At 59.8% G+C, this 20725-nt stretch carries 18 protein-coding genes and 1 pseudogene; 6 read left to right on the top strand and 13 right to left on the bottom strand.

Annotation, left to right across the window (positions count from 1 at the left end; all coding sequences use genetic code 11):
- On the top strand, positions 1-3366 hold the full coding sequence (locus tag ALTERO38_RS12615; RefSeq protein ID WP_159968611.1) for a LamG domain-containing protein: 3366 nt from the start codon (positions 1-3) through the stop codon (positions 3364-3366).
- A gap of 363 nt (positions 3367-3729) precedes the next feature.
- Here the strand turns inward: ALTERO38_RS12615 and ALTERO38_RS12610 are convergent, their stop codons facing one another.
- The 8 genes from ALTERO38_RS12610 to ALTERO38_RS12575 all read right to left on the bottom strand — a co-directional run bounded on the left by ALTERO38_RS12610 (position 3730) and on the right by ALTERO38_RS12575 (position 10112).
- A complete protein-coding gene (locus ALTERO38_RS12610; RefSeq protein ID WP_148924825.1) occupies positions 3730-4131 on the bottom strand; it encodes an META domain-containing protein in 402 nt (133 codons plus the stop codon).
- Entirely contained in the window at positions 4128-4565 is a 438-nt protein-coding gene (locus ALTERO38_RS12605) for a hypothetical protein (protein ID WP_148924826.1), read from the bottom strand. The genes ALTERO38_RS12610 and ALTERO38_RS12605 overlap by 4 nt, the downstream gene beginning before the upstream one ends.
- 448 nt (positions 4566-5013) lie before the next feature.
- Positions 5014-5811 (bottom strand): dienelactone hydrolase family protein, encoded by a 798-nt coding sequence (locus ALTERO38_RS12600; protein WP_159968610.1) that lies wholly within the window; start codon positions 5809-5811, stop codon positions 5014-5016.
- A 194-nt stretch (positions 5812-6005) separates the two neighbouring features.
- Positions 6006-6602 (bottom strand): cytochrome c3 family protein, encoded by a 597-nt coding sequence (locus ALTERO38_RS12595; RefSeq protein ID WP_019341552.1) that lies wholly within the window; start codon positions 6600-6602, stop codon positions 6006-6008.
- Between the two features lie 10 nt (positions 6603-6612).
- Positions 6613-7095: a nitrate reductase cytochrome c-type subunit gene (locus ALTERO38_RS12590; RefSeq protein ID WP_102834686.1), complete on the bottom strand. Its 483-nt coding sequence runs from the start codon at positions 7093-7095 to the stop codon at positions 6613-6615.
- A gap of 11 nt (positions 7096-7106) precedes the next feature.
- Positions 7107-9611, bottom strand: a complete 2505-nt coding sequence (napA, locus tag ALTERO38_RS12585) for a nitrate reductase catalytic subunit NapA (RefSeq protein ID WP_159968609.1) — start codon at positions 9609-9611, stop codon at positions 7107-7109.
- Positions 9608-9868: a chaperone NapD gene (locus tag ALTERO38_RS12580; protein ID WP_102834684.1), complete on the bottom strand. Its 261-nt coding sequence runs from the start codon at positions 9866-9868 to the stop codon at positions 9608-9610. The genes napA and ALTERO38_RS12580 overlap by 4 nt, the downstream gene beginning before the upstream one ends.
- Positions 9869-9941: 73 nt before the next feature.
- A complete protein-coding gene (locus ALTERO38_RS12575) occupies positions 9942-10112 on the bottom strand; it encodes a nitrate reductase (protein WP_081262905.1) in 171 nt (56 codons plus the stop codon).
- 285 nt (positions 10113-10397) lie between these two features.
- Here ALTERO38_RS12575 and ALTERO38_RS12570 point away from each other — a divergent pair, with 285 nt between their 5' ends.
- Complete coding sequence (locus ALTERO38_RS12570) at positions 10398-11582, top strand: MFS transporter (RefSeq protein ID WP_159968608.1); 1185 nt, start codon at positions 10398-10400, stop codon at positions 11580-11582.
- 12 nt (positions 11583-11594) lie between these two features.
- Here ALTERO38_RS12570 and ALTERO38_RS12565 read toward each other — a convergent pair whose 3' ends face one another.
- The 4 genes from ALTERO38_RS12565 to ALTERO38_RS12550 all read right to left on the bottom strand — a co-directional run bounded on the left by ALTERO38_RS12565 (position 11595) and on the right by ALTERO38_RS12550 (position 14315).
- The gene (locus ALTERO38_RS12565) at positions 11595-12089 is read right to left on the bottom strand and encodes a SprT family zinc-dependent metalloprotease (protein ID WP_159968607.1); all 495 of its coding nucleotides are present in this window, start codon (positions 12087-12089) and stop codon (positions 11595-11597) included.
- Between the two features lie 54 nt (positions 12090-12143).
- Complete coding sequence (locus ALTERO38_RS12560; protein WP_102834681.1) at positions 12144-12809, bottom strand: Yip1 family protein; 666 nt, start codon at positions 12807-12809, stop codon at positions 12144-12146.
- Positions 12810-12947: 138 nt separating this feature from the next.
- Positions 12948-13547, bottom strand: a complete 600-nt coding sequence (locus ALTERO38_RS12555) for a Yip1 family protein (protein ID WP_102834680.1) — start codon at positions 13545-13547, stop codon at positions 12948-12950.
- Between the two features lie 138 nt (positions 13548-13685).
- A complete protein-coding gene (locus tag ALTERO38_RS12550; protein ID WP_159968606.1) occupies positions 13686-14315 on the bottom strand; it encodes a DNA-J related domain-containing protein in 630 nt (209 codons plus the stop codon).
- A 113-nt stretch (positions 14316-14428) separates the two neighbouring features.
- On the opposite strand from ALTERO38_RS12550, the gene ttcA reads away from it, so the two are divergent.
- Positions 14429-15253 (top strand): tRNA 2-thiocytidine(32) synthetase TtcA, encoded by an 825-nt coding sequence (gene ttcA / locus ALTERO38_RS12545; RefSeq protein ID WP_102834678.1) that lies wholly within the window; start codon positions 14429-14431, stop codon positions 15251-15253.
- Between the two features lie 216 nt (positions 15254-15469).
- On the opposite strand, the gene ALTERO38_RS12540 is transcribed toward ttcA, so the two are convergent.
- Positions 15470-16819: a class II 3-deoxy-7-phosphoheptulonate synthase gene (locus ALTERO38_RS12540; protein ID WP_159968605.1), complete on the bottom strand. Its 1350-nt coding sequence runs from the start codon at positions 16817-16819 to the stop codon at positions 15470-15472.
- Between the two features lie 119 nt (positions 16820-16938).
- On the opposite strand from ALTERO38_RS12540, the gene ALTERO38_RS12535 reads away from it, so the two are divergent.
- The 3 genes and pseudogenes from ALTERO38_RS12535 to ihfB all read left to right on the top strand — a co-directional run bounded on the left by ALTERO38_RS12535 (position 16939) and on the right by ihfB (position 20586).
- Positions 16939-17688 carry a spermidine synthase gene (locus ALTERO38_RS12535; protein WP_159968604.1) on the top strand — a complete coding sequence of 250 codons (750 nt, stop codon included), beginning with the start codon at positions 16939-16941 and terminating at the stop codon, positions 17686-17688.
- A gap of 428 nt (positions 17689-18116) precedes the next feature.
- Positions 18117-19810, top strand: a pseudogene (locus tag ALTERO38_RS12530) (DEAD/DEAH box helicase).
- Between the two features lie 491 nt (positions 19811-20301).
- On the top strand, positions 20302-20586 hold the full coding sequence (gene ihfB / locus ALTERO38_RS12525; protein ID WP_019340642.1) for an integration host factor subunit beta: 285 nt from the start codon (positions 20302-20304) through the stop codon (positions 20584-20586).
- Positions 20587-20725 lie beyond the last annotated feature (139 nt).

Genomic DNA, 20725 nt, shown 5'->3' with positions numbered 1-20725 from the left:
ATGATCGACAGAATACGCGGCGGCTGGCGGATCCTCGCGAACTGGGTGCGGGTGAAGGCATCGTCGCTCGCGGTGCTATGCCTGCTCTGTATTGCCTGCCTGGGCAGCCCAACCGCGTCGGCGGCGCTCTGCCCAAATGTCTTTCCCCAGGACGCGACACCGGATACTGGCGCGACACTCGACCTTGCCGTAATGGATCGCCAGGTCTACGGTCCCTTTCCCTCCCGCGGTGCGGCGTACGCCGCGTCTGGGGATTACTTCTACAACGCTGGCAAGCTGAACAATGGCGAGACTATCTCGATAACGGCCGGCCGGCCCGTGCGCATATTCGTAAATGGCGACCTTGACCTTGCGTCACATAGCGAGATCAATCCGGACGGTTCGGCGTCCGACTTGCTGATTGTCGTGCGCGGCAATCTGAGCATCGGCACCAAGAACGATATCAATGCCTTGGTGTATGTGACCGGCGATGTCACCGCTAATCCCAGCTCCCACATAGAGGGTGCCCTAACAGCCGAAGGCAGTATCAATACCAAGGTCAAGGACACCATCACCTACGATGAGGTGGCCGCTTCGGCATTTGCCCAAGGCGACCTCTGCCAGACTACGGAAAATATCCCGCTCTACCTGCGCTTCGACGAGGCGAGCTGGGGCGTACCAGCGAACACTGGGCGTGGGGCTTTCGATATTCAGGCTTTTGGCGGAGCTGTTACATCCGGGGGCGATCCTGCGCTGAAAGCCAACGCGCAGGGCGAGGGAACCTGTCGATATGGACGATTCGATGCGCCTGCAAGCGGGGTCCAGGTGCGAGATCAAGACTCACTGGATCTCAATAGTGAATTGAGCGCGAGTTTTTGGCTCAAGGTGGAGGCAACGCCGAGCGGTAACGTCGCCGTGTTTACTAAGGGAGCTAGGTACAGGCTTGAGTTAGATAACCAACGTCGGTTGGTACTAACTTCACGAGCACCTACCTGGTTCGGCGGAAGAGCTTTGACGGTTGAATCTGGCCCACTCCCGATTGGCAAGTGGGTCCACGTAGGCTTTCACCTCAAACTAGCGGTCGTCTTCTTAGGCATAGACAGGCTAGAAGGGGCACTCTATTTGGACGGAACTGCCGAGTCGGCAGCCAGTGAGACATTCTTGTTTGGTTCAATTCCGAATGACACTGACCCTCTTATCATCGCAGGTGATCCAAGTGGTCTGGTCGGATCGATCGACGAGGTTCGGTTACATCAAGGGCTATGGACAATCGATGACTACAAGAGGCAGATGGCAGCGCGCCATTGGTGTGGCACGCCAGCAAGCATTGATCATTTCGAATTCACCACTAGTGCCTTGGCACATACCTGTAGCCCCCAAACCGTCACCCTCATGGCTTGTACCAATGCAGCCCCTGAGGCCTGTCACCCCTATCCGGGTGAGGTATCGGTCACGCTCGGAGGAGGTGGCTGGCTCGGTGGCAACCAGCAGACGCTCAGGGGCGGCGTCGGGACCTTTAAGCTGCAGGGACTCCAGCTGCAGATGCCCTTAGCCGTCGACGCTTCAGAGCCCGATGCTTTTAGATCGACACTTTGCCGGATTGGCGATGCGCCGCTTTCTTCCAACTGTCTTCTGAACTTCGCGCAGAGCGGCTTTATCTTCGATGTGCCGGACATGCAGGCTGATCGTGGGCAGACCAACGTCGCTATGCGAGCGGTCGTTGACGTTGGGGATGAGGGAAGCCCTCGCTGCGAGCCGGCGTTCACCGATACCACGCGTGATGTGCGTTTCTGGAGCAGCTTTGTCACCCCTTCCGTCAGCGAGCTGTCGGACAGTTCGAAACCGGTTCAAGTGAATGCCGAATCGGTCGGGCAGAACTTTGCAGAGGCTCGGTCGCTCGCGCTTCGTTTCGATCAGAACGGCGCCACCTCGCTCGACGTGAACTACGTTGAAGCCGGCCGAATGCTTCTCAACGCCTACTATCCGGGCAGCACGGAGGAGAGTGACAGCGGACCGATGAGCGGCAGCGATGACTTCGTTTCCACGCCGGCGGGGTTCTGCATCGAGCCGTCGCAGACCTGCTCGGCAGGAGACAGCAGCTGCGATGTGTTCCGGAAAGTTGGGCAGACTTTTTCAACAACGCTCAGGCCGGTGGCCTGGCGTGCCGATGGTGAGCTCTGTAACGCGAGCACGACCAGAAACTATCGACAGGACCGGCTGCAGCTGCGTCCGGTTGTGTTGACCCCCTCTTCAGCTATCGGCGGGGTCGCCGGACGTGTACTCACACCGGTAGACGAACACTATGATCATCTGCCACCGGGATTACCGGCGAATTGGGATGGAACTGTCGCCGAAGATGTGGCGCTGTCGGAGGTTGGCGTGTTTCGTCTGCGCGTCGAGCCGCCCCCCTATCTCGGCGTGACGGTACCAGTCAGCGACTCGGCTCCAGTCGGGCGGTTTATCCCGCGCCACCTGAAGGCAAAGATCGAAGGTGTGCTGAAAGCGGGTTGCGGCGTGTTCAGCTATCAGGATCAGCCAGTAGTTGTGGCTGCGCCGCCCGCGCTGACGATCACCGGCTATGGCGTTGCCGACGGGGCGGAGTACCCCACCGAGAATTATGATTTCGATGGCTTCTGGGGCTTCGATAGTAGCCCAGTCCCGCGTTGGTTGGCGGCTGACGGGAATCTAGACCTGACCCCTCGACTGGATCAGGGAGAGGGCATCCTTGAGACGGTGACCTGGCAGTCCATCAAAGACCTCGCTCCAAGCGAGAGCGGCGAGAACGACGGCGACGGGCAGCGGACCTATACTTGGGACGCAGATTGGCTACGATACGGTCGAGCAGCGCAACCGGATGCCGATGACCATCCTTTCCAAGTCCTCTTGCACTTCACTGCGCAAGAGCTGACAGACGGAGACGGTGTCTGTACCGGCAGCACTTGTCAGGACACCGAGGCGATCCTGGATCAAAGCGAGTTCCGCCTAGGCCGGCTACATATCGGCAACGGCCATGGATCGGAGTTGCAGGACTTGAGCTTGCCCTGGGTCATTGAGACCTGGGAGAGCTCGAATATCTTTCTCCCTGAAGCCGGTGATGCCTGCAGTGCAACGGTTTGGGGGGATGCGAAGGCCACGAAGCAAACTGGCGAAATTGTAGGCAAGACGTTACTGATTGCTGGTGGACAAGCTGGGTACGAAGGCAGCCTGACCATTACTAGACCGGAAGCCACCGGCGAAGCTCGCATCGGATTTCAAAATGTGCCGGAATGGCTTTGGTATGACTGGCGGGGAGAAGGACGGGAGGCGAGCCAGGGGCTGGCCAGTTTTGGGATCTACCATGGCCCGAAGCCGTTGATCTTCCGCCGCGAGATTTACCGGGGAATGTGAATAACCGAATACAAAAAGGCCGCTCACTGAGCGGCCTTTTCGTCTGGGTGTAAAAGAGGGGAATCCCTGGCCTGCCTGTACCAGGGTCCCCAAAACTGGTTACCTGGGTCATTGCAGAGGGCGTGCCAATTCCTGCGACTATCTCTGCTGTTGCGGTGGGTAACCGTCAGACGGCAGCCTTAAGGTCGGTATGCGGCCTGAGCTGCAGCGTTTATGCGGCTTCTCGCGGCTTTTGTTGATGCTGACTGCAGACGACACGAGCGGTATCTCTGGTTACCAGAGGCCTTGAATGCTCAGCGTCACATCGGATTTACGCTTGCTCGAAGGGCACGCCACTGTCGGCATGCCCACCTTTGGCGCAGTTCAGTTCTGCTCTGGCCATACCCGCAGCGGTGCGCCTTCTGCGGGCCAGAAGCGCAGTTGATCGATCCTGGAAACGTCCCAGCGCTCAATCTGCGAGAGCAGTTCGAGGAAGTGCCGTTCCTGCTTCATGATGTGTTCAGGACACATCTTCCGCGTGCTCCCGATTTCGCTGAAGCGCAGCTTCTGACCGTCGAGCTGGTAGCTGGCGAACCAGTGGTTGCAACCGGCGTTGCCGTAGGCGCGGTCTTCGCTGAAGGTCAGCGAGACAGGGTTACGGCCTACCACTGGGTCGTCACCGATCCATTCGGCGATATAGGTGACTTCGTTCTGCAGGGTCAAGGGTTCAACTGAGCAGCCCGTTACGGACAAGAAGGTCAAGCTGGCAAACAAGGCTTTTCTCACGGATTCGCCCTCTGGCAGGCGGGGCACAGGTGACGGCCAGCGTCGTTCTTCCAGCCCAGCTCGGCGATCCGCGCTTCGGCTGCTGGGGCGCGCGCGGCTTCGCCTTTGGCGGCGTCCACGGCGAACTCGAAATCCAGCTGTTTGCCGCAGCCGTCACAGTCGACCTGCCAGTTGATGATCGCCAGTTCCTTGAAGACAGGCCCGTTCGCCACGGCCATCCACTGGCCTGGTGGATTGATCAGGTGACGAACCTTGTCCACGGTCAGGCGCTGGTAGAGGTCACGGCTGCCCTTGAGGGTGACGATCAGGACGTCACCGGCGCGCACGTTGCCGCCGTTACCGGTGACCTGGTAACGGCCCGGCGCTAAGGCGCGGCATTCGGTGAGGGTGTGTCCGGGATTGAGCAGGGTGTAGCGGAAATCGTGTTCGGCCATGACTCGCGATCAGTTCGAAATGGAGAGGGGCGATGAGGTCGCAATGCTAGCACGGCATCGGCTCGGTGGGCTGTCGAGACAAGGTTTGGCAGCTCTAGTCGCGAGGTATATTTCGAGGATTCTTGGTGACCAGATGGGTGCGGGCCGGCAGATCACTACCGCGAATTGCAGGCAATGTAATCGCAACCGAGGCAGGTTGCGGGTGGGGCCATAGGCAACCGGTATTCGGCGACGCTAGCCCCTCACCCCAGCCCTCTCCCCTCAGGGGAGAGGGGGCAGGCCGTACAGTAGTTTCGGACGTATTGGAACTGCTTCCACTAAGCCATCCTCGGCATTGGCTATCAGGAGTGGTCAACACGTTCAGTACAACCAGAACGCTGAAGCAGAGCGTTCAGCTATTCCAACATCCAAGCCATTCGCAACGAGTGCCGGTGCGATCCCTGTTAAGTCATGGTCGGCTGCTATCGAATGTTTCGTCGAGAAACCGCTGCATGTCGTTCCACGAGCGTTCGGCTGCAGCTTTGTTGTAGGCCACGTCGACGCCTTTTTCCTGAAACTTGTCAGCGCCTGGATTGGTGAAGCCGTGCTTGGCGCCGGGCAGATTGACGAACTGATAGTCGGCGCCGGCCTTGACCATTTCCGCGCTCAGGGCAGCGACGTCTTCGGCACTGACCATGCTGTCAGCGCTGCCGTGCTCGACCAGTACACGCGCCTTGACGCTGCCCGGCGCTGCGCGGGTTTCGGTAGCCAGCGCGCCATGGAAACTGACTACACCTTCGAGCGGGACGCCCTGGCGGGCCATGTCCAGCACGACCTTGCCGCCGAAGCAGTAGCCAACGGCGGCGAGTTTGGCGCTGTCGGTCTGTTGTTGCTGTTTGAGCAGATCCAGGCCGGCGTTGAAGCGGGCTTTGGCGGCATCGGCATCGGCCAGTGCGGCTTTCATGAAGCTCATCGCGTCCTTTGGATGCTCGGTGTTCTTGCCCTCGCCGTACATGTCGATCGCCAGAGCGCTGTAACCAAGCCCGGCCAGGTCACGGGCGCGGCTCTTGGCGTAGTCGTTAAGGCCCCACCACTCATGGACCACCACGACGCCCGGGCGCTGGCCTTCGACTGCGTCGTCATAGGCGTAGTAGCCGACCATCTTGGTGCCGTCGGCGGCGGTGTAGGGGATTTCCTGAGTCTGAATTTCAGCGTGAGCGAAGGCGCTGAAAGCCATCAGGGCTGCACCGAACAGGTGATATCGCATGGTGGACTCCTTGTTGTCGTTGATGTCGAGACGATCCGATAGATAGCTGGAGTTCGACATAGCTGCAACAGGGTTGTTCAGTGGCTTGAGAGAGGGAGGAACCAACTGGTTGGAAGGCCCGAGCCCGTTTCTGGGCTCAGGTTCATCAATGGCGATCCGGCGCTGTCGATGTAGATCAGCGCCGGCTCTGTGGGTTACCAGCCAGGCACGCCATGCATATCCGGCAGGCGGTGGGCGATGCCCTTGTGGCAGTCGATACAGGTCGCTTCGCCTTTGCCTAGCGCTGTGGAGTGGAACTCAGCGGCGCGTTTGCTCTGGCGGGTGAAATCCATGAACTCGTAGTTGTGACAGTTGCGGCACTCCAGCGAGTCATTGGCTTTCAGGCGACGCCATTCACGCTCGGCCATTTCCCGGCGCATGCCGAGGAATTTTTCGCGTGTGTTGATGGTGCCGAAGATCTTGCCCCACACCTCCTTGGAGGCCTGCATCTTGCGCGCGATCTTGTCCGTCCATTCGTGCGGCACATGGCAATCCGGGCAGGTCGCACGCACGCCGGAACGGTTGGTGTAGTGGATGGTGTCCTTGATCTCCATGTACACGTTGTCTTCCATCTCGTGACAGGAAATGCAGAAGGCCTCGGTGTTGGTTGCCTCCAGTGCGGTATTGAAACCGCCCCAGAAGATGATGCCAGCTAGAAAACCCCCGAGCGTCAGGACACCCAGGCTGTAGTGCACGCTCGGTCGGCGCAGGACGGTCCAGTAACGTTTGAGAAACGACAGTATCGACTTCATCCAGGCGTCCTCACTGTTCGTTCTGTTTGTTTTCGTGATAGAGCAGCTCGTCGATGTTCTCGAAGTTGTTCTGCACCAACGGTTTCACATCGTGCTGCACCACATGGCACTGAGTGCAAAAGTAGCGACGAGGGGCGACGGCGCCCAGCGTCTGGCTATCGCGATCAGTAAAGTGCGTGATGCTGATCATCGGCGCCTGGGTGCGCGCGCTGTTGGCGCGGCTGTGGCAGGACAGGCACTTGTTGCTGTTTTTGTCGACCTGATAACCGCGAATGGTGTGCGGAATGGTCGGCGGCTGCTCCGGATAGTTGCGCTCGCGCTTGAGGTCCTTGTTTTCCTCATCCTTGAGCGGCGGCGGGGTGAACTCCTGGGTGATGGTGCCGCCCGGCCGGCGGCCGTCCGGGGCAGGCGCATCCAGTGGGTAGTCGGGCCCGGCTGCGACGGCCAGGCCAAACACCGCGAGGAGCATCAAAGGCAGTAAACGGTATTTCATGGTGACTCTCCTCAGGCGATGCTGACCACTTCGATCTTCACGGCACACTTCTTGAAGTCGGTTTGCTTGGAGATCGGGTCGGTAGCGTCGAGGGTGACCTTGTTGATCAGTTTGTTGGCATCGAAGAAGGGCACGAAGATCAGCCCCTTCGGTGGCTTGTTGCGACCACGGGTTTCGATGCGGGCCTGCATTTCACCGCGACGACTGATGACCTTGACCACACTGCCGCGGCGGGCCTTGAGGTCACGCGCATCGTCGGGGTGCATGTACACCAGGGCATCGGGTACTGCCTGGTGTAGCTCATCGACACGCTGGGTCATGCTGCCGGTGTGCCAGTGCTCCAGGACGCGGCCGGTGCTGAGCCAGAACGGATACTCTTCGTCCGGCATCTCTGCAGGTGCTTCATACGGTAGTGCGAAGATGATCGCTTTCTTGTCCGGGTAGCCGTAGAACTGGACGCCTGAGCCTTTCTCGACGTAGGGGTCATGGCCTTCACGATAGCGCCAGAGGGTTTCCTTGCCGTCTACGACGGGCCAGCGCAAGCCGCGCTCCTGGTGATAGCGGTCGAAGTCGGCGAGATCATGACCGTGGCCACGGCCGAACTGGGCATATTCCTCGAACAGGCCTTTCTGCACGTAGAAACCGTAGTCCTCCGACTCTTGATTTCGATAGCCTTCCTGGATGTCCGACACCGGGAAATTGTCGACCTGACCGTTCTTGAACAGCACCTCGAACAGCGTTTTGCCCTTGAGGTCCGGTGTCTTGGCCAGCAGCGCCGCCGGCCACACTTCCTCAGTGGTGAAACGCTTGGAAAACTCCATCAATTGCCAGAGGTCGGAGCGCGCTTTGCCAGGCGGGCTGACCAGTTGATGCCACAGGTGCGTGCGACGCTCGGCGTTGCCGTAGGCGCCTTCCTTTTCTACCCACATCGCGGCGGGCAGGATCAGGTCTGCTGCCTGGGCAGATACGGTGGGGTAAACATCGGAAACGATCACGAAGGTTTCCGGGTTCCGCCAGCCCGGCAGCACCTCCTGCATGATGTTCGGCCCGGCCTGCATGTTGTTGGTGGCCTGGGTCCAGTAGACCTTGAGGTTGCCATCCTTCAGCTCGCGGCTTTGCTGCACGGCATGGAAACCGGGCTTTTCCGGGATGGTGCCTTCGGGCAGTTTCCAAATCTTTTCGGTAACAGCCCGATGCTTGGGATTGGTAACAACCATGTCCGCAGGCAAACGGTGCGAAAAGGTGCCGACTTCACGTGCCGTACCGCAGGCTGACGGCTGTCCGGTCAGCGAGAAGGGGCTGTTGCCGGGCTCGCTGATTTTCCCTGTCAGCAGATGGATGTTGTAGATCATGTTGTTCGCCCAGACCCCGCGGGTGTGCTGGTTGAAACCCATGGTCCAGAACGACATCACTTTCGTTTTCGGATCGGCATAGAGTTCGGCGAGCATCTTCAGCCGTTCTGCCGGAACACCCGATTCGCGAGCCGCACGCTCCAGCGTGTAGGGCTTGAGGAACTCGGCGTAGTCTTCAAAGCTGATGTCGGTCCAACCGCCTGCGGCGGCAGCGTTCTCGGCCTTCATCTCCCGCGCATCGGTTGCGCGCAGGCCATAACCGATGTTGGTATTGCCTTTGGCGAATTTGGTGTGGTTCTTGATGAAGTCCTGATTGACTGCGCCACTCTCGATGATGTGGTTGGCGATGTAGTTGAGGATCACTAGGTCGGTCTGCGGCGTGAACACCATCGGAATATCCGCAAGATCGAAGCTGCGGTGCTCGAAGGTCGACATCACGGCGACTTTCACATGCGGCGCGCTCAGGCGTCGGTCGGTCACCCGGGTCCAGAGAACCGGGTGCATTTCGGCCATGTTCGAGCCCCAGAGCACGAACGCGTCGGCAGCTTCGATATCGTCATAGCAGCCCATGGGCTCGTCCATGCCGAAGGTGCGCATGAAGCCGACGGCCGCGGAGGCCATGCAGTGCCGCGCGTTCGGGTCGAGGTTGTTGGAACGGAAACCGGCCTTCATCAGCTTGCTGGCCGCATAGCCTTCCCAAACGGTCCACTGACCGGAACCGAACATACCGACGGCGGTGGGACCGTGGTCCCGCAGCGCAGCCTTGTACTTCTCTTCCATGATGTCGAACGCTTGTTCCCAGCTCACTGGCTGGAATTCGCCTTGCTTGTCGTACTTGCCGTCCTTCATCCGCAACAACGGCTCAGTGAGGCGGTCGGCGCCGTACATGATCTTCGACAGGAAATAGCCTTTGACGCAGTTGATGCCGCGGTTGACCTCGGCCTTCACATCGCCATGCGTGGCGACGACGCGGTCGCCGCTGGTGGCGACCATCACGCCGCAGCCGGTGCCGCAGAACCGGCACGGCGCCTTGTGCCACTTGAGTGCCGTCGCTTGCGGATCAGTAACGAGATTGCTGGCGCTGGTAGCGATAGGCATGCCTGCAACGCTGGCGGCGATGGCCGCGGCGTTGGCTTTGGCGAATTGACGTCGTGTGAGGCTCATTCAGGCTCTCCTTCGGGGCTGAGGAGTTCGTGGTAAATCAGGGCAGCGTTGAGGACGCCGGGTAATTGTTGAATGTGGCTGATCGTGTCGAGAATGCGGCTTTCATGCTCCGCCTCGAGGACCACCACCACTTTTCCGGCGGCGCTTTCCTGATGCAGCTCTGTGCCAGGCAATAGCATCAGGTTCTGTTTCACTGCATCCATCAGCTCGGGGCGGCAGTGCACGAGCAGGCTCGCGATATGCAAGGCGTTGGTCATTTTTGTTATGAAGCTCCGCCTGCCCGGAAACGAGCAAGCAAACATTGGAGGGAGGAGTTCAGGGCTGAGGCAATCAGCTCGGCGGGCCGGGCGGGCCAAAAAACAGCTGGCTTATCCAGACGATGAAGCCATAGCCGGATACGGTCAGGACGCTTAAAAGCGGAAATAGAAAGACCAGCAGAAAGACAAATAGCCGTGTTTCTTCCGGCTTTCCCACAGGTGCGGGATCGGTATGGTGCGGCACTACGTTCACCTTTAATCCGAGTGGCGTAGTGGGAGTCTAGTAAGCGTTCCCTGCTTAATCAAAGTCAGCTGTCTATTTGACTAAGGGCTATATGAGCTAAAACCACTTATATTGATTTGGCGCAATAAACTGGCTCGTGCTGGAGGTGTTTCGTCCGTCGCGCTCGATCGCGATTTGCTGGATACGAGGCTCTGGGACGGTATGTAGGCAGCTTGCTGATAGTAAGGTTGTGCTAGCTTGTGAAGCTTTTTGGGCCCGTGTTGCGCGGGCGTAGAGATTGTTTTCATGTCCTGTGACTCGCTTGATTCCCACCTGAAACGCGGCACCGCTGCTTACCGTCGAGCGACCCTGGCGTTGTTCTGCGCCGGGTTCGCAACCTTTGCCATGCTCTATTGCGTGCAGCCACTGCTGCCGCTGCTGGCCTTGCATTTTTCAGTATCGGCCGCCACCAGCAGCCTGGCCCTGTCATTGACCACACTGTCACTGGCGCTCTGCCTGTTGATTTCAGGCGGCTTGGCGGAAAGCTGGGGGCGCAAGCATGTCATGGGCGTGGCGCTCCTGTTGGCGGGCTTGCTTGGGCTTGCTTGCGCCATAGTGGAGTCCTGGACGCTGCTGCTTGTGTTGCGAGCCTTACTGGGTCTCGCACTCAGCGGGCTACCGGCATTGGCGATGGCTTATGTGGGGGAGGAGTTCGATCCCGAATCGTTGCCAGCGGCAATGGGGCTGTATATCGGCGGAACTGCACTGGGTGGCCTCTTGGGCAGGCTCCTGTCGGGCCTGCTGAGCGATCTCGGCGGGTGGCAGCTGGCGCTTGGCGGAATTGCCGGCTTGGGTCTGGTGGCGCTGGGCGCCTTTGTCTGGCTGCTTCCCCCGTCTCGTCATTTCAAGGCTCAACCGCTGTCGCTGCGCGGGTTGCTGAGCAATTTTGCCGAGCACCTGAGCAATCCGACCCTGCGTAATCTCTTCCTTCAGGCTTTTCTGCTGATGGGCGGCTTCGTCGCCTTGTTCAACTACATTGGTTTCCGTCTGGCCGGGGCACCGTTCGGGCTTTCGTCGACCGTTATCGGTCTGCTGTTCACCGTTTACCTGGCCGGAATATTCAGTGCCGGTTGGGCCGGGCGGCTGGTGCCACGCCTGGGTGCGAGAACGGTGCTGCAAGGCGGTGTTGGGCTGATGCTGCTGGGCGTGGGGTTGTGTTCGACACCCTGGCTGTTCGCGATTGTGGTCGGGCTGGCGCTGTTCACGCTCGGCTTCTTTGCCGCGCACGCCGTGGCCAGCGGACATGTTGGCGTACATGCCAAGGGCGCCAAGGCGCAGGCCTCGGCGCTCTACCTGTGTGCCTATTATCTGGGCTCGAGTGTGGTGGGTTATGCGGCGGGCTACGTCTGGGAACATGCGGGATGGCTGCCGCTGATGGCGGTGCTGGCAGCGCTGTTTTTGATTGCCGCCTGGCGCGCCAGGCGCCTGTAGCGCGCCGTTCGCTCAGTCGATACGCAGTTCGCCGCTGAAAGCCAGCGTGGCGCGGCAGCTGCGGCAGAAGTAGCGTCGCCCTTTGCGTACCAGGGCATGACGCTGCGCTGTAAATGGAAAGTCCCGCTCGGGACAGGCGCAGCGGTAGATATAAGCGCTGGTCTGCCGAGGAGTGATTGCGTAGCTATGGCAGCGATCAGGCGCCAGTTCATACACGCCGCGCATGATCAATTGCCACTCTTCGCCATGTGGACGAATCCGGCCGCCGAACATTTGATGAGCGATCAGGTGGGCCACTTCGTGAGCCACGGTTTGCTTGAGAAAGTGCTCGCTGTTTTCCTGATACAGCTGAGGGTTAAATCGCAGCAAGTTGGTGTTCAGGTGCGCAACGCCGGCTTTCTGTCCACGCAGTTTGAAACTGACTTGTGGCCGCTCGAAGCGCTTGTTGAAAAAAGCTTCGGCCTGTTGGTAACAGGCTTCGACTCGAGCGTGTAGCTGATCGGGCATAGGGCCTCCGAGGAAGCCCTGAATTATGCCGCATTCCGCTTGGCTGACAACCACTCACAGCTTAGGGGGAACACGCTCTGGGAGATCGTCCTGAGTACCGTAGGCCTGGTCCTGCTGCACAGTTCGTTCGTATGTGGGCGCTAGGGAGAGATTCCAGTACAGAATCGTAGTAACCATCACCGTTACTAGTGTCAGCAACGCTACCCCCCAGATTGAAGCGGCATAGAGGAAGCTCTGTGAGCTGCGTTGACGCATGAATGCAGGCAGTCCGGTAAACAGCAGGTAGGTCGAATAGATGCCGGCGATAAGCAGCACGATGGCTGCAAACCAGCGATTAGGATACAGCCCGGTCAAACCGGCGAGCAAGAACGGCGTGATGACATAGGCAATGAAGCCGATGCACTGGTTGAGGTTAGGACGAACATCAAACGCACGTGCCATCCAGCGTACGAAGAAGCCCATGATCACGGTTCCGATAACGATCGCGAGATACAGCAACAGACAGAGCTGTAGGGCGCTCGCGGTATCGAGCCGAACGCGCTCCTCATCCACCAGACTCCAGCCAACGATGGTGACGCCGATGAAAAGGCACACGGCCGGAACCAGGGCCAGCAGGAGTAGGTGCATCAGGTAGTGCAGCGAGTGAGCATCTTCCTTCTGGCGGATGGTTTCCCAGGCGCGGTCGGGCCGGGTGAACAAGCTGATGAATTCTGGGGTCATGAGGCCTCCGATGCTGACGCTTGAGCGGGTCTTGCTGGTTTAGACGCTCGAGCGCGGCAGGGATTCAACGCCATTCTGTCGCAGGCAAAAAAACGGGCCGACGCGGAGGCCATCGCGTCGGCCCGTTTCGTGGTGATGTTAGCGTACGTAGATCGGGCCAACCCCCATGCCCCACATGATCACCGAGAGCGCCAGAATCGCGACCAGGACGACCAGTCCGACAGCCAACACTGAGCTGGAGAACAGGAAGCCCTCATCGGCGTGGATGTTCATGAAGGTCGGCAAGCCGACATAGAGCAGGTAGGTCGTATAGCAGATCGCAGCCGTACCCACGATCATGCCCAGCCAGATATGCGGGTAGAGCGCGGCCAGGCCACCGACGAACAGCGGCGTGGCGGTGTATGCGGCAAACACGATGCATTGAACGAGCGTCGGGCTGGCGTCGTAGGTGCGCGACATCCAATGGATGAAGCCGCCCATGACCGCGACCCCCGCCAGCATCGCCAGGTAAGAGAGGATGGTCAGTTGCAGTGCACTGCTTTCAGTGAGTTTGACTGCTTCGCCTCCGCCGATGCTCCAGCCAACCTGCGTTGTGCCGATGAACGCCGAGATGGCTGGAATCGCTGCCAGTACCGCCACTTCTCCAAGGTGCAGTCGGCCAACGGCGCGTTCTTCTCCGGTTATTTCCTGCCATTCCTGGCCAGGGTGTGCAAACAGTCCCCAAACGTGATTGATCATGCCAGCGTCTCCTCGGTTTTGGAGGGTCGCTTCGCCTGGCGTGCCGTCAGTTGGACGGGCGTGCGACCTTAAGTCGCAGTATAGGAAGAGGACGGTACGGCGCACTGAGCCGGATTAGAGCATTTGGGAGCTATGAGCCTATCGGTAATAGCGTTGCAGTATTTCCATCGCCAGATTGATTGACTGCAGGCGTGTCGTACTACCGCCCCGGTCCGGATGGTGAATGCTGACTAGCTGGCGATAGCGCCGTTTGATGGTGTGCAGGCTCAAAGGCGCAGCGTCCTGATCCAGTTCGAACAGCTCCAGAGCAGCGCGCTTCTGATCTGGGTCCCAGCTTTCGTTGCGCTCACCCAGATGATCGCCGCGCATGCGCGACCAGAAGCTCGCCAGCAGGCGCTCCACTTCAGCCTCATCGGTATCGCGAAGGTTGGTCATGTCGAGGTAGTAATCGCGCAGCGGATCGTTTTCAACAATACCGCTGACCCCGGGTACGTAGGGTTGAAGCTGGACGCACAGCGGCGAGATCTGCACGGTATGGCTCGTCTCGCCCCAGAGCTGGTCGCGCAAGCGATATAGCGCATTGAATACCAGGAAATGGGTACGGAACAGCACGAGCTTGTCGAGCAGCGGAAGGTTGGGGATATGCGTGCTATGGCGGGCCTTGAGCTGTTGAATCAACTCATATTCGCTGCAGCCTTCCGGCTGCTCGCGCAGCAGCACGAGTATCTGCTCGGCCAAGTCCATTTCGGGTTCGAGATCGTCGTTCATGTCGAAAAGCCTAGCACAAGGCCAGCGTTGCAAACGGCTGGATGGATGGGGTGGGGCACTGGTGCCTTTTGCGCGTAAAATGCGCGCCTTTCGCATCTCACCGGACTCCTGAAATGGGCAACCTCTCGGTCAACCAGAACAAACTGCAGAAGCGTCTGCGTCGCCTTGCCGGCGAGGCGGTCACTGATTTCAACATGATCGAGGAAGGCGACAAGGTGATGGTCTGCCTGTCCGGCGGCAAGGACAGCTACACCATGCTCGACGTGCTGCTGTACCTGCAAAAGGTTGCGCCGATCAAGTTCGAGATCGTGGCCGTCAACATGGACCAGAAGCAACCCGGCTTCCCCGAGCACGTGCTGCCCGAATACCTGAAGTCCATCGGCGTTGAGTACCACATCGTCGAGAAAGACACCTATTCGGTGGTCAAGGAGAAGATCCCGGAAGGCAAGACCACCTGCTCGCTGTGCTCGCGCCTGCGTCGCGGCACGCTCTATACCTTTGCCGACGAGATCGGTGCGACCAAGATGGCGCTCGGTCACCACCGTGACGACATCCTCGAGACGTTCTTCCTCAACATGTTCTATGGCGGCACGCTAAAAGCCATGCCGCCCAAGCTACTTTCCGATGATGGCCGCAACGTGGTCATTCGCCCGTTGGCCTATTGCAGCGAGGCGGATATCGAAGCCTATTCCCAGATGAAAGAGTTCCCGATCATCCCGTGCAACCTATGCGGCTCGCAGGAAAACCTGCAGCGCCAGGTGGTCAAGGAGATGCTGCAGGAGTGGGAGCGCAAATCGCCGGGCCGCGTCGAGATCATGTTCCGTGCCTTGCAGAACGTGGTGCCCTCGCAACTGGCCGATCGTAATCTGTTCGATTTCACCAGCCTGCGCATCGACAACGACGCCACGCCACGCTTCCTCGATGTGATGAGCTTGTAACGGCAGCCGCGGGCTTCAAGCCATAAGTCCCAAGCGAACGCTTGTAGGGTGGGCGGTGCACCGCTTCAGCCCACCACGGCAGTGGGGGCTTGGGAACGGTCGGATAGCGCTTCGCTGCAGTCCCGTACACCTGACTCCAGCGACTCGCGCTGTCCTTTAACGTGAGGTTTGCGCCCGGCTCGCCAACCGAGCAGGCGCACGCTATTGCAGGTGATATCAGCTAGGTCGGACCTGCTTCAGCGTTTCAGCGATCATGAACGCCATCTCCAGCGACTGATCGGCGTTCAAGCGGGGATCGCAATGGGTGTGGTAGCGGTCGGAGAGCCCGTCCTCGGTAATCGGGCGTGAGCCGCCGATGCACTCGGTGACGTTCTGCCCAGTCATTTCAATATGAATCCCGCCGGGGTAGCTGCCTTCGGCGCGGTGCACGTCGAAGAACTGCCTCACCTCCGCCAGCACCCGTGCAAAGTCCCGGGTCTTGTAGCCGCTGGAGGCCTTCATGGTGTTGCCGTGCATCGGGTCGGAGCTCCACAGCACCTGACGACCTTCTTGCTGCACAGTCTGAATCAGGCGAGGCAAGCCTTCCTGAACCTTGTCTGCACCCATCCGCACGATAAGGTTCAGGCGGCCGGGATCATTCTCTGGATTGAGGATATCGATAAGGCGAATCAGATCCTCGCTGGCCATGCTTGGCCCCACCTTCACCCCGATGGGGTTGCCCACGCCGCGGAGGAACTCCACATGGGCGCCGTCCAGCTGCCGCGTGCGGTCGCCAATCCAGAGCATGTGCGCAGAGCAGTCGTACCAACCACCGCTGAGGCTGTCCTGGCGCACGAACGCCTGCTCGTAGTTCAGCAGTAATGCCTCATGAGCGGTGAAGAAGCTGGTTTCGCGCAGCTGGGGCGCATTGTCCATTCCACAGGCGCGCATGAACCTCAGCGCTTGATCAATTCGTGCGCCCAAGCGGTGATACTTCTCCGCCATCTGGGAGTTGGCGATGAAATCAAGATTCCACTGATGCACTTGGTGCAGGTCGGCGAAACCGCCTTGGGCGAAGGCGCGCAGCAGGTTCAGGCTGGACGTGGATTGGTGGTATGCCTGCAGCAGGCGCTCCGGGTCCGGCACGCGGCTTTTCTCATCGAAGCCGATACCGTTGACGATGTCGCCGCGGTACGCCGGGAGGGTCACGCCGTCGATAGTCTCGTCGCCGGAAGAGCGCGGTTTGGCGAACTGGCCGGCCATGCGACCAACCTTTACTACAGGGCATCCGGCGGCGAAGGTCATCACGATCGCCATCTGCAGCAGTACTTTGAAGGTGTCGCGGATTTTCGGTGCGGAGAACTCGGCGAAGCTTTCCGCGCAATCACCACCCTGCAGCAGAAACGCGCGGCCTTGGGTGACCTCAGCGAATTGCCGGCGCAGCTCCCGTGCCTCGCCAGCGAACACCAGCGGCGGCAAACTCGCCAGCGTCCTCTCGACGCGCTGCAGATGCGCGGCGTCCGGGTATTCGGGCTGCTGCTGGATAGGTTTGGTTCTCCAGCTGGTGGGGCTCCAGGCGTGGGTCATGGAAATTGATTCCGTCCGCAAAAAAGTGCCCGGATTTTACCTGATGCGACAGCTCAGCGCTGATAGCCCTTGCCAATCGGGCTGGTAAGATGCGCCGACCGGTTTGGGAGTGAACGCAGGTGGACAAGCAGGAAGTGTTGCTGGCTGAAGTGCATGACGCGTTCGGCCTGATCCGTGTGCTGGAAGTGGGCGAGTACCGATTTCTAGAGTTCGGCGCGGCGGTCGAGCAGAGCTGCGTGTTTACCCAAGATCCGAGCTGGTTGGAGTACGACTATACGCGCGCCATGTTGATGGGCGGCTTGCTGCACGCTGCTCCGGAAACCGCGCTTTTTCTCGGGCTGGGCGCTGGCACCCTGACCCAAGCATGCCTCGAATTCCTGCCGCTGGAAGACGTCGAGGCCATCGAACTGCGGCCGGACGTGCCTGAACTGGCGATGCGTTATATGGGCCTGCAGAACGATTCCCGGCTTTACATCCGCATTGGCGATGCGGTGGAGTTGCTCGATTCGGCCGAGACCGCGGACCTGATATTTGTCGACCTTTATACAGACGTAGGCCCGGCGGCCGCGCACCTGGCGTGGCGTTTTCTCCAAAGCTGCCAGCAAAAGCTGAGCCCAGATGGCTGGTTGATCATCAATCAGTGGGGTACCGACGAGGACAAGCCGCTGGGCGCGGCGTTGCTTCGTGGCTTGTTTCATCGCCACTATTGGGAATGCCCGGTGAAGGAGGGCAACGTCATCCTGTTCGTGCCCGCCGATCTGGAACAGACGCTCGACGAGGCGAGCCTGCGCGAGCGCGCCGCAGCGCTGGCCCCGCGATTGGGATACACGCTGGACTCGTTGATCAATGCGCTACGACCGGCGAGCTGAGCAAGCAGTGAGCTGGCTATCAGCACCCCTTTAATGCCTGAGGCATCCAGGGCAACGGTTAAGCACGACGCTCTTGTAGGAGCGAGCTTGCTCGCGAAGACTGGCTCGACCCTTCGCCATTTGTGGCGCGCCCTGATGAGGCCACTCCAGGAATATTCGCTAGCGGCGAGACACCGATAAATGCACTTCCCGGAACCTAACTCCAAAGACAAATTACACGCACAGCTTCACAGAAATCCGGTATAGTACGCGCCGGCTGAAACACAGCCTGCGTTCAGGTACTGCAACACACGAAGCGCTGCTTCGGCTGCTGTCCGCTTCTCGCGGCTGTCCTAGACGATTCATCATTCATTACGTTTTCGCAAACCCCGCCGACCAGGCTGCCAGGGTGACCTTCGGGTTTTGCATGGCATGCGCAGCTTCGGAACATGGGTCTTTGCGGAGCATCAGGAAAAGACCCATGACCCAGGAAATCGGCGGCTTTGCCGCACTCGGTATTCATCCCTCCGTACTCGCTGCTGTCATTGCAGTAGGTTACGAAGAGCCTTCGGCCATTCAGAGCCAGGCTATCCCGGTAATCCTCGGCGGCCACGACATGATCGGCCAGGCCCAGACCGGTACCGGTAAAACCGCAGCCTTCGCGCTGCCTATCCTCTCCAAGATCGATCCGGCCAAGCGTGAGCCACAAGCGCTGATTCTCGCGCCGACTCGTGAACTGGCCCTGCAGGTTGCCACTGCGTTCGAAACGTACTCCAAGCAGATGCCAGGCGTTGGCGTCGTCGCCGTTTACGGTGGCGCTCCGATGGGCCCTCAGCTCAAGGCCATCCGCCAGGGCGCGCAGATCATCGTCGCCACCCCAGGTCGTCTGGTCGACCACCTGAGCCGTAACGGCACGCTGCTGTCGACCATCCAGTATCTGGTGCTCGACGAAGCTGACGAAATGCTCAAGCTTGGCTTCATGGACGACCTCGAAGTCATCTTCGAAGCCATGCCGGAAAGCCGTCAGACCGTGCTGTTCTCCGCGACCCTGCCGCATTCGATTCGCGCAATCGCCGAGAAGCACCTGCGCGAGCCGCAGCACATTAAGGTGGCTACCAAGACCCAGACCGTGACCGCCATCGAGCAGGCGCACCTGATGGTCCACGCCGACCAGAAAATCCCGGCTGTTCTGCGTCTGCTGGAAGTCGAAGACTTCGATGCGCTGATCGCCTTCGTGCGTACCAAACAGGCCACGCTGGATCTGGCCGCTGCGCTGGAAGCCAAGGGTTACAAGGCCGCCGCGCTGAACGGTGACATCGCCCAGAACCAGCGTGAACGCGTGATCGAATCGCTCAAGGATGGCCGTCTGGACATCGTGGTTGCGACCGACGTCGCTGCCCGTGGCCTCGACGTATCGCGTATCACCCACGTGTTCAACGTCGACATGCCTTACGACCCGGAATCCTACGTACACCGTATCGGTCGTACTGGCCGTGCCGGCCGTGAAGGTCGTGCCTTGCTGCTGGTCACCCCGCGTGAGCGTCGCATGCTGCAGGTCATCGAGCGCGTCACCAACCAGAAGGTTGCCGAAGCCCGTCTGCCGAACGCCCAGCAAGTGCTGGAAGCGCGCATCAAGAAGCTGACCAACAGCCTGTCGCCGCTGGTAGCCGATGCTGAAGCAAGCCACGGTGAATTGCTCGACAAGCTGATCGCCGATATCGGCTGCAGCCCGCGTGCCCTGGCCGCTGCGCTGCTGCGCAAGGCCACCAACGGTCAGGCGCTGACCCTGGCTGAAGTTGAAAAAGAGCAGCCGCTGGTCCCGACCGGCAGCCCGCGTGAGCGCTCCGATCGTCCCGAGCGTAGCGGTGACCGCGAGCGTCGTGCCCCGGTCCCGTTGGCCGAAGGCCGCGCCCGTTGCCGCACCGCACTGGGTGCACGCGATGGTATTGCTGCCCGCAACCTACTCGGCGCCATCCTCAACGAAGGCGGCCTGGCCCGTGAAGACATCGGCCGCATCCAAGTGCGCGACAGCTTCAGCCTGGTCGAGCTGCCGGAAGAGGGCCTCGAGCGCCTGCTGGGCAAGCTCAAGGACACCCGTGTCGGCGGTAAGCAACTCAAGCTGCGTCGCTATCGCGAAGATTGATGCTTGGATGTAGCGGCACGCGATGAGGCTAGGCCTCGTCAGATATAGAAAGGGTGGACTTCGGTCCACCCTTTTTTTTGCGCTCAACTCGTTGAAGCGAGAACGGTTGGGTGGATCACGCTTCACCGATCCACCAAGCAAGTCGACGCCACCGCTGCGGCTCCGCCTGCGCCGCTGTCGCCGAGGAGTTGCGCAAGCAGGGTTATGGGGTCGAGCTTAAAAAAGCGTCACCCACCCTGCGGTAGTTGCCTGGTTTTCGGCTGGGTTGTGCCGCGCGAATGAAACCCGTCGCCCCCGGAGCGACTTGCACCGCTGGCGGAAGGGTAGGGTGAATCGCGCTTCACCCTACCGCGAGCCAAAAGCTAAACGTCCCAACCCTGCACTACATTCAAAAACCTGAACCAAACGTCTAGGCTGTTCAAACTCTGAACAACATGCTACAAACGAGCGCAACCTAATTGATCTAGCCGCTTGAAAACGAAGGGAAAACCATGACCAAGTCGGAGTTGATCGAACGTATCGTCACCCAACAAGGCCTTCTTTCGTCCAAGGATGTTGAGCTGGCCATCAAGACCATGCTCGAACAGATGGCCCAAGCACTGGCGACCGGAGACCGCATAGAGATCCGCGGCTTCGGCAGTTTCTCCCTCCACTACCGCGCCCCACGCGTCGGCCGCAACCCCAAAACCGGCCAGTCCGTCCCGCTCGATGGCAAATTCGTTCCGCATTTCAAGCCGGGAAAAGAGCTGCGTGACCGGGTGAATGAGGACGAATAAGAACCGCTTTCACTTACGACTCGAAGTTTAAGGCCGGCTTGAACCTCACACCTCCTTTCGTCCGATAAAAACGTGATTTGTGTTTGGCTTTGAGTCCCGTCCATGGCAGGATTCCGCGTTTTTTAGGCGCATCCCCTGG

The sequence above is a fragment of the Pseudomonas sp. 9Ag genome (assembly GCF_902506445.1).
In the GTDB taxonomy this organism is placed as follows: domain Bacteria; phylum Pseudomonadota; class Gammaproteobacteria; order Pseudomonadales; family Pseudomonadaceae; genus Stutzerimonas; species Stutzerimonas stutzeri_AB.
The sequence above is the reverse complement of the archived record's forward strand: the minus strand, read 5'-3'. Positions and strand labels throughout refer to the sequence as shown.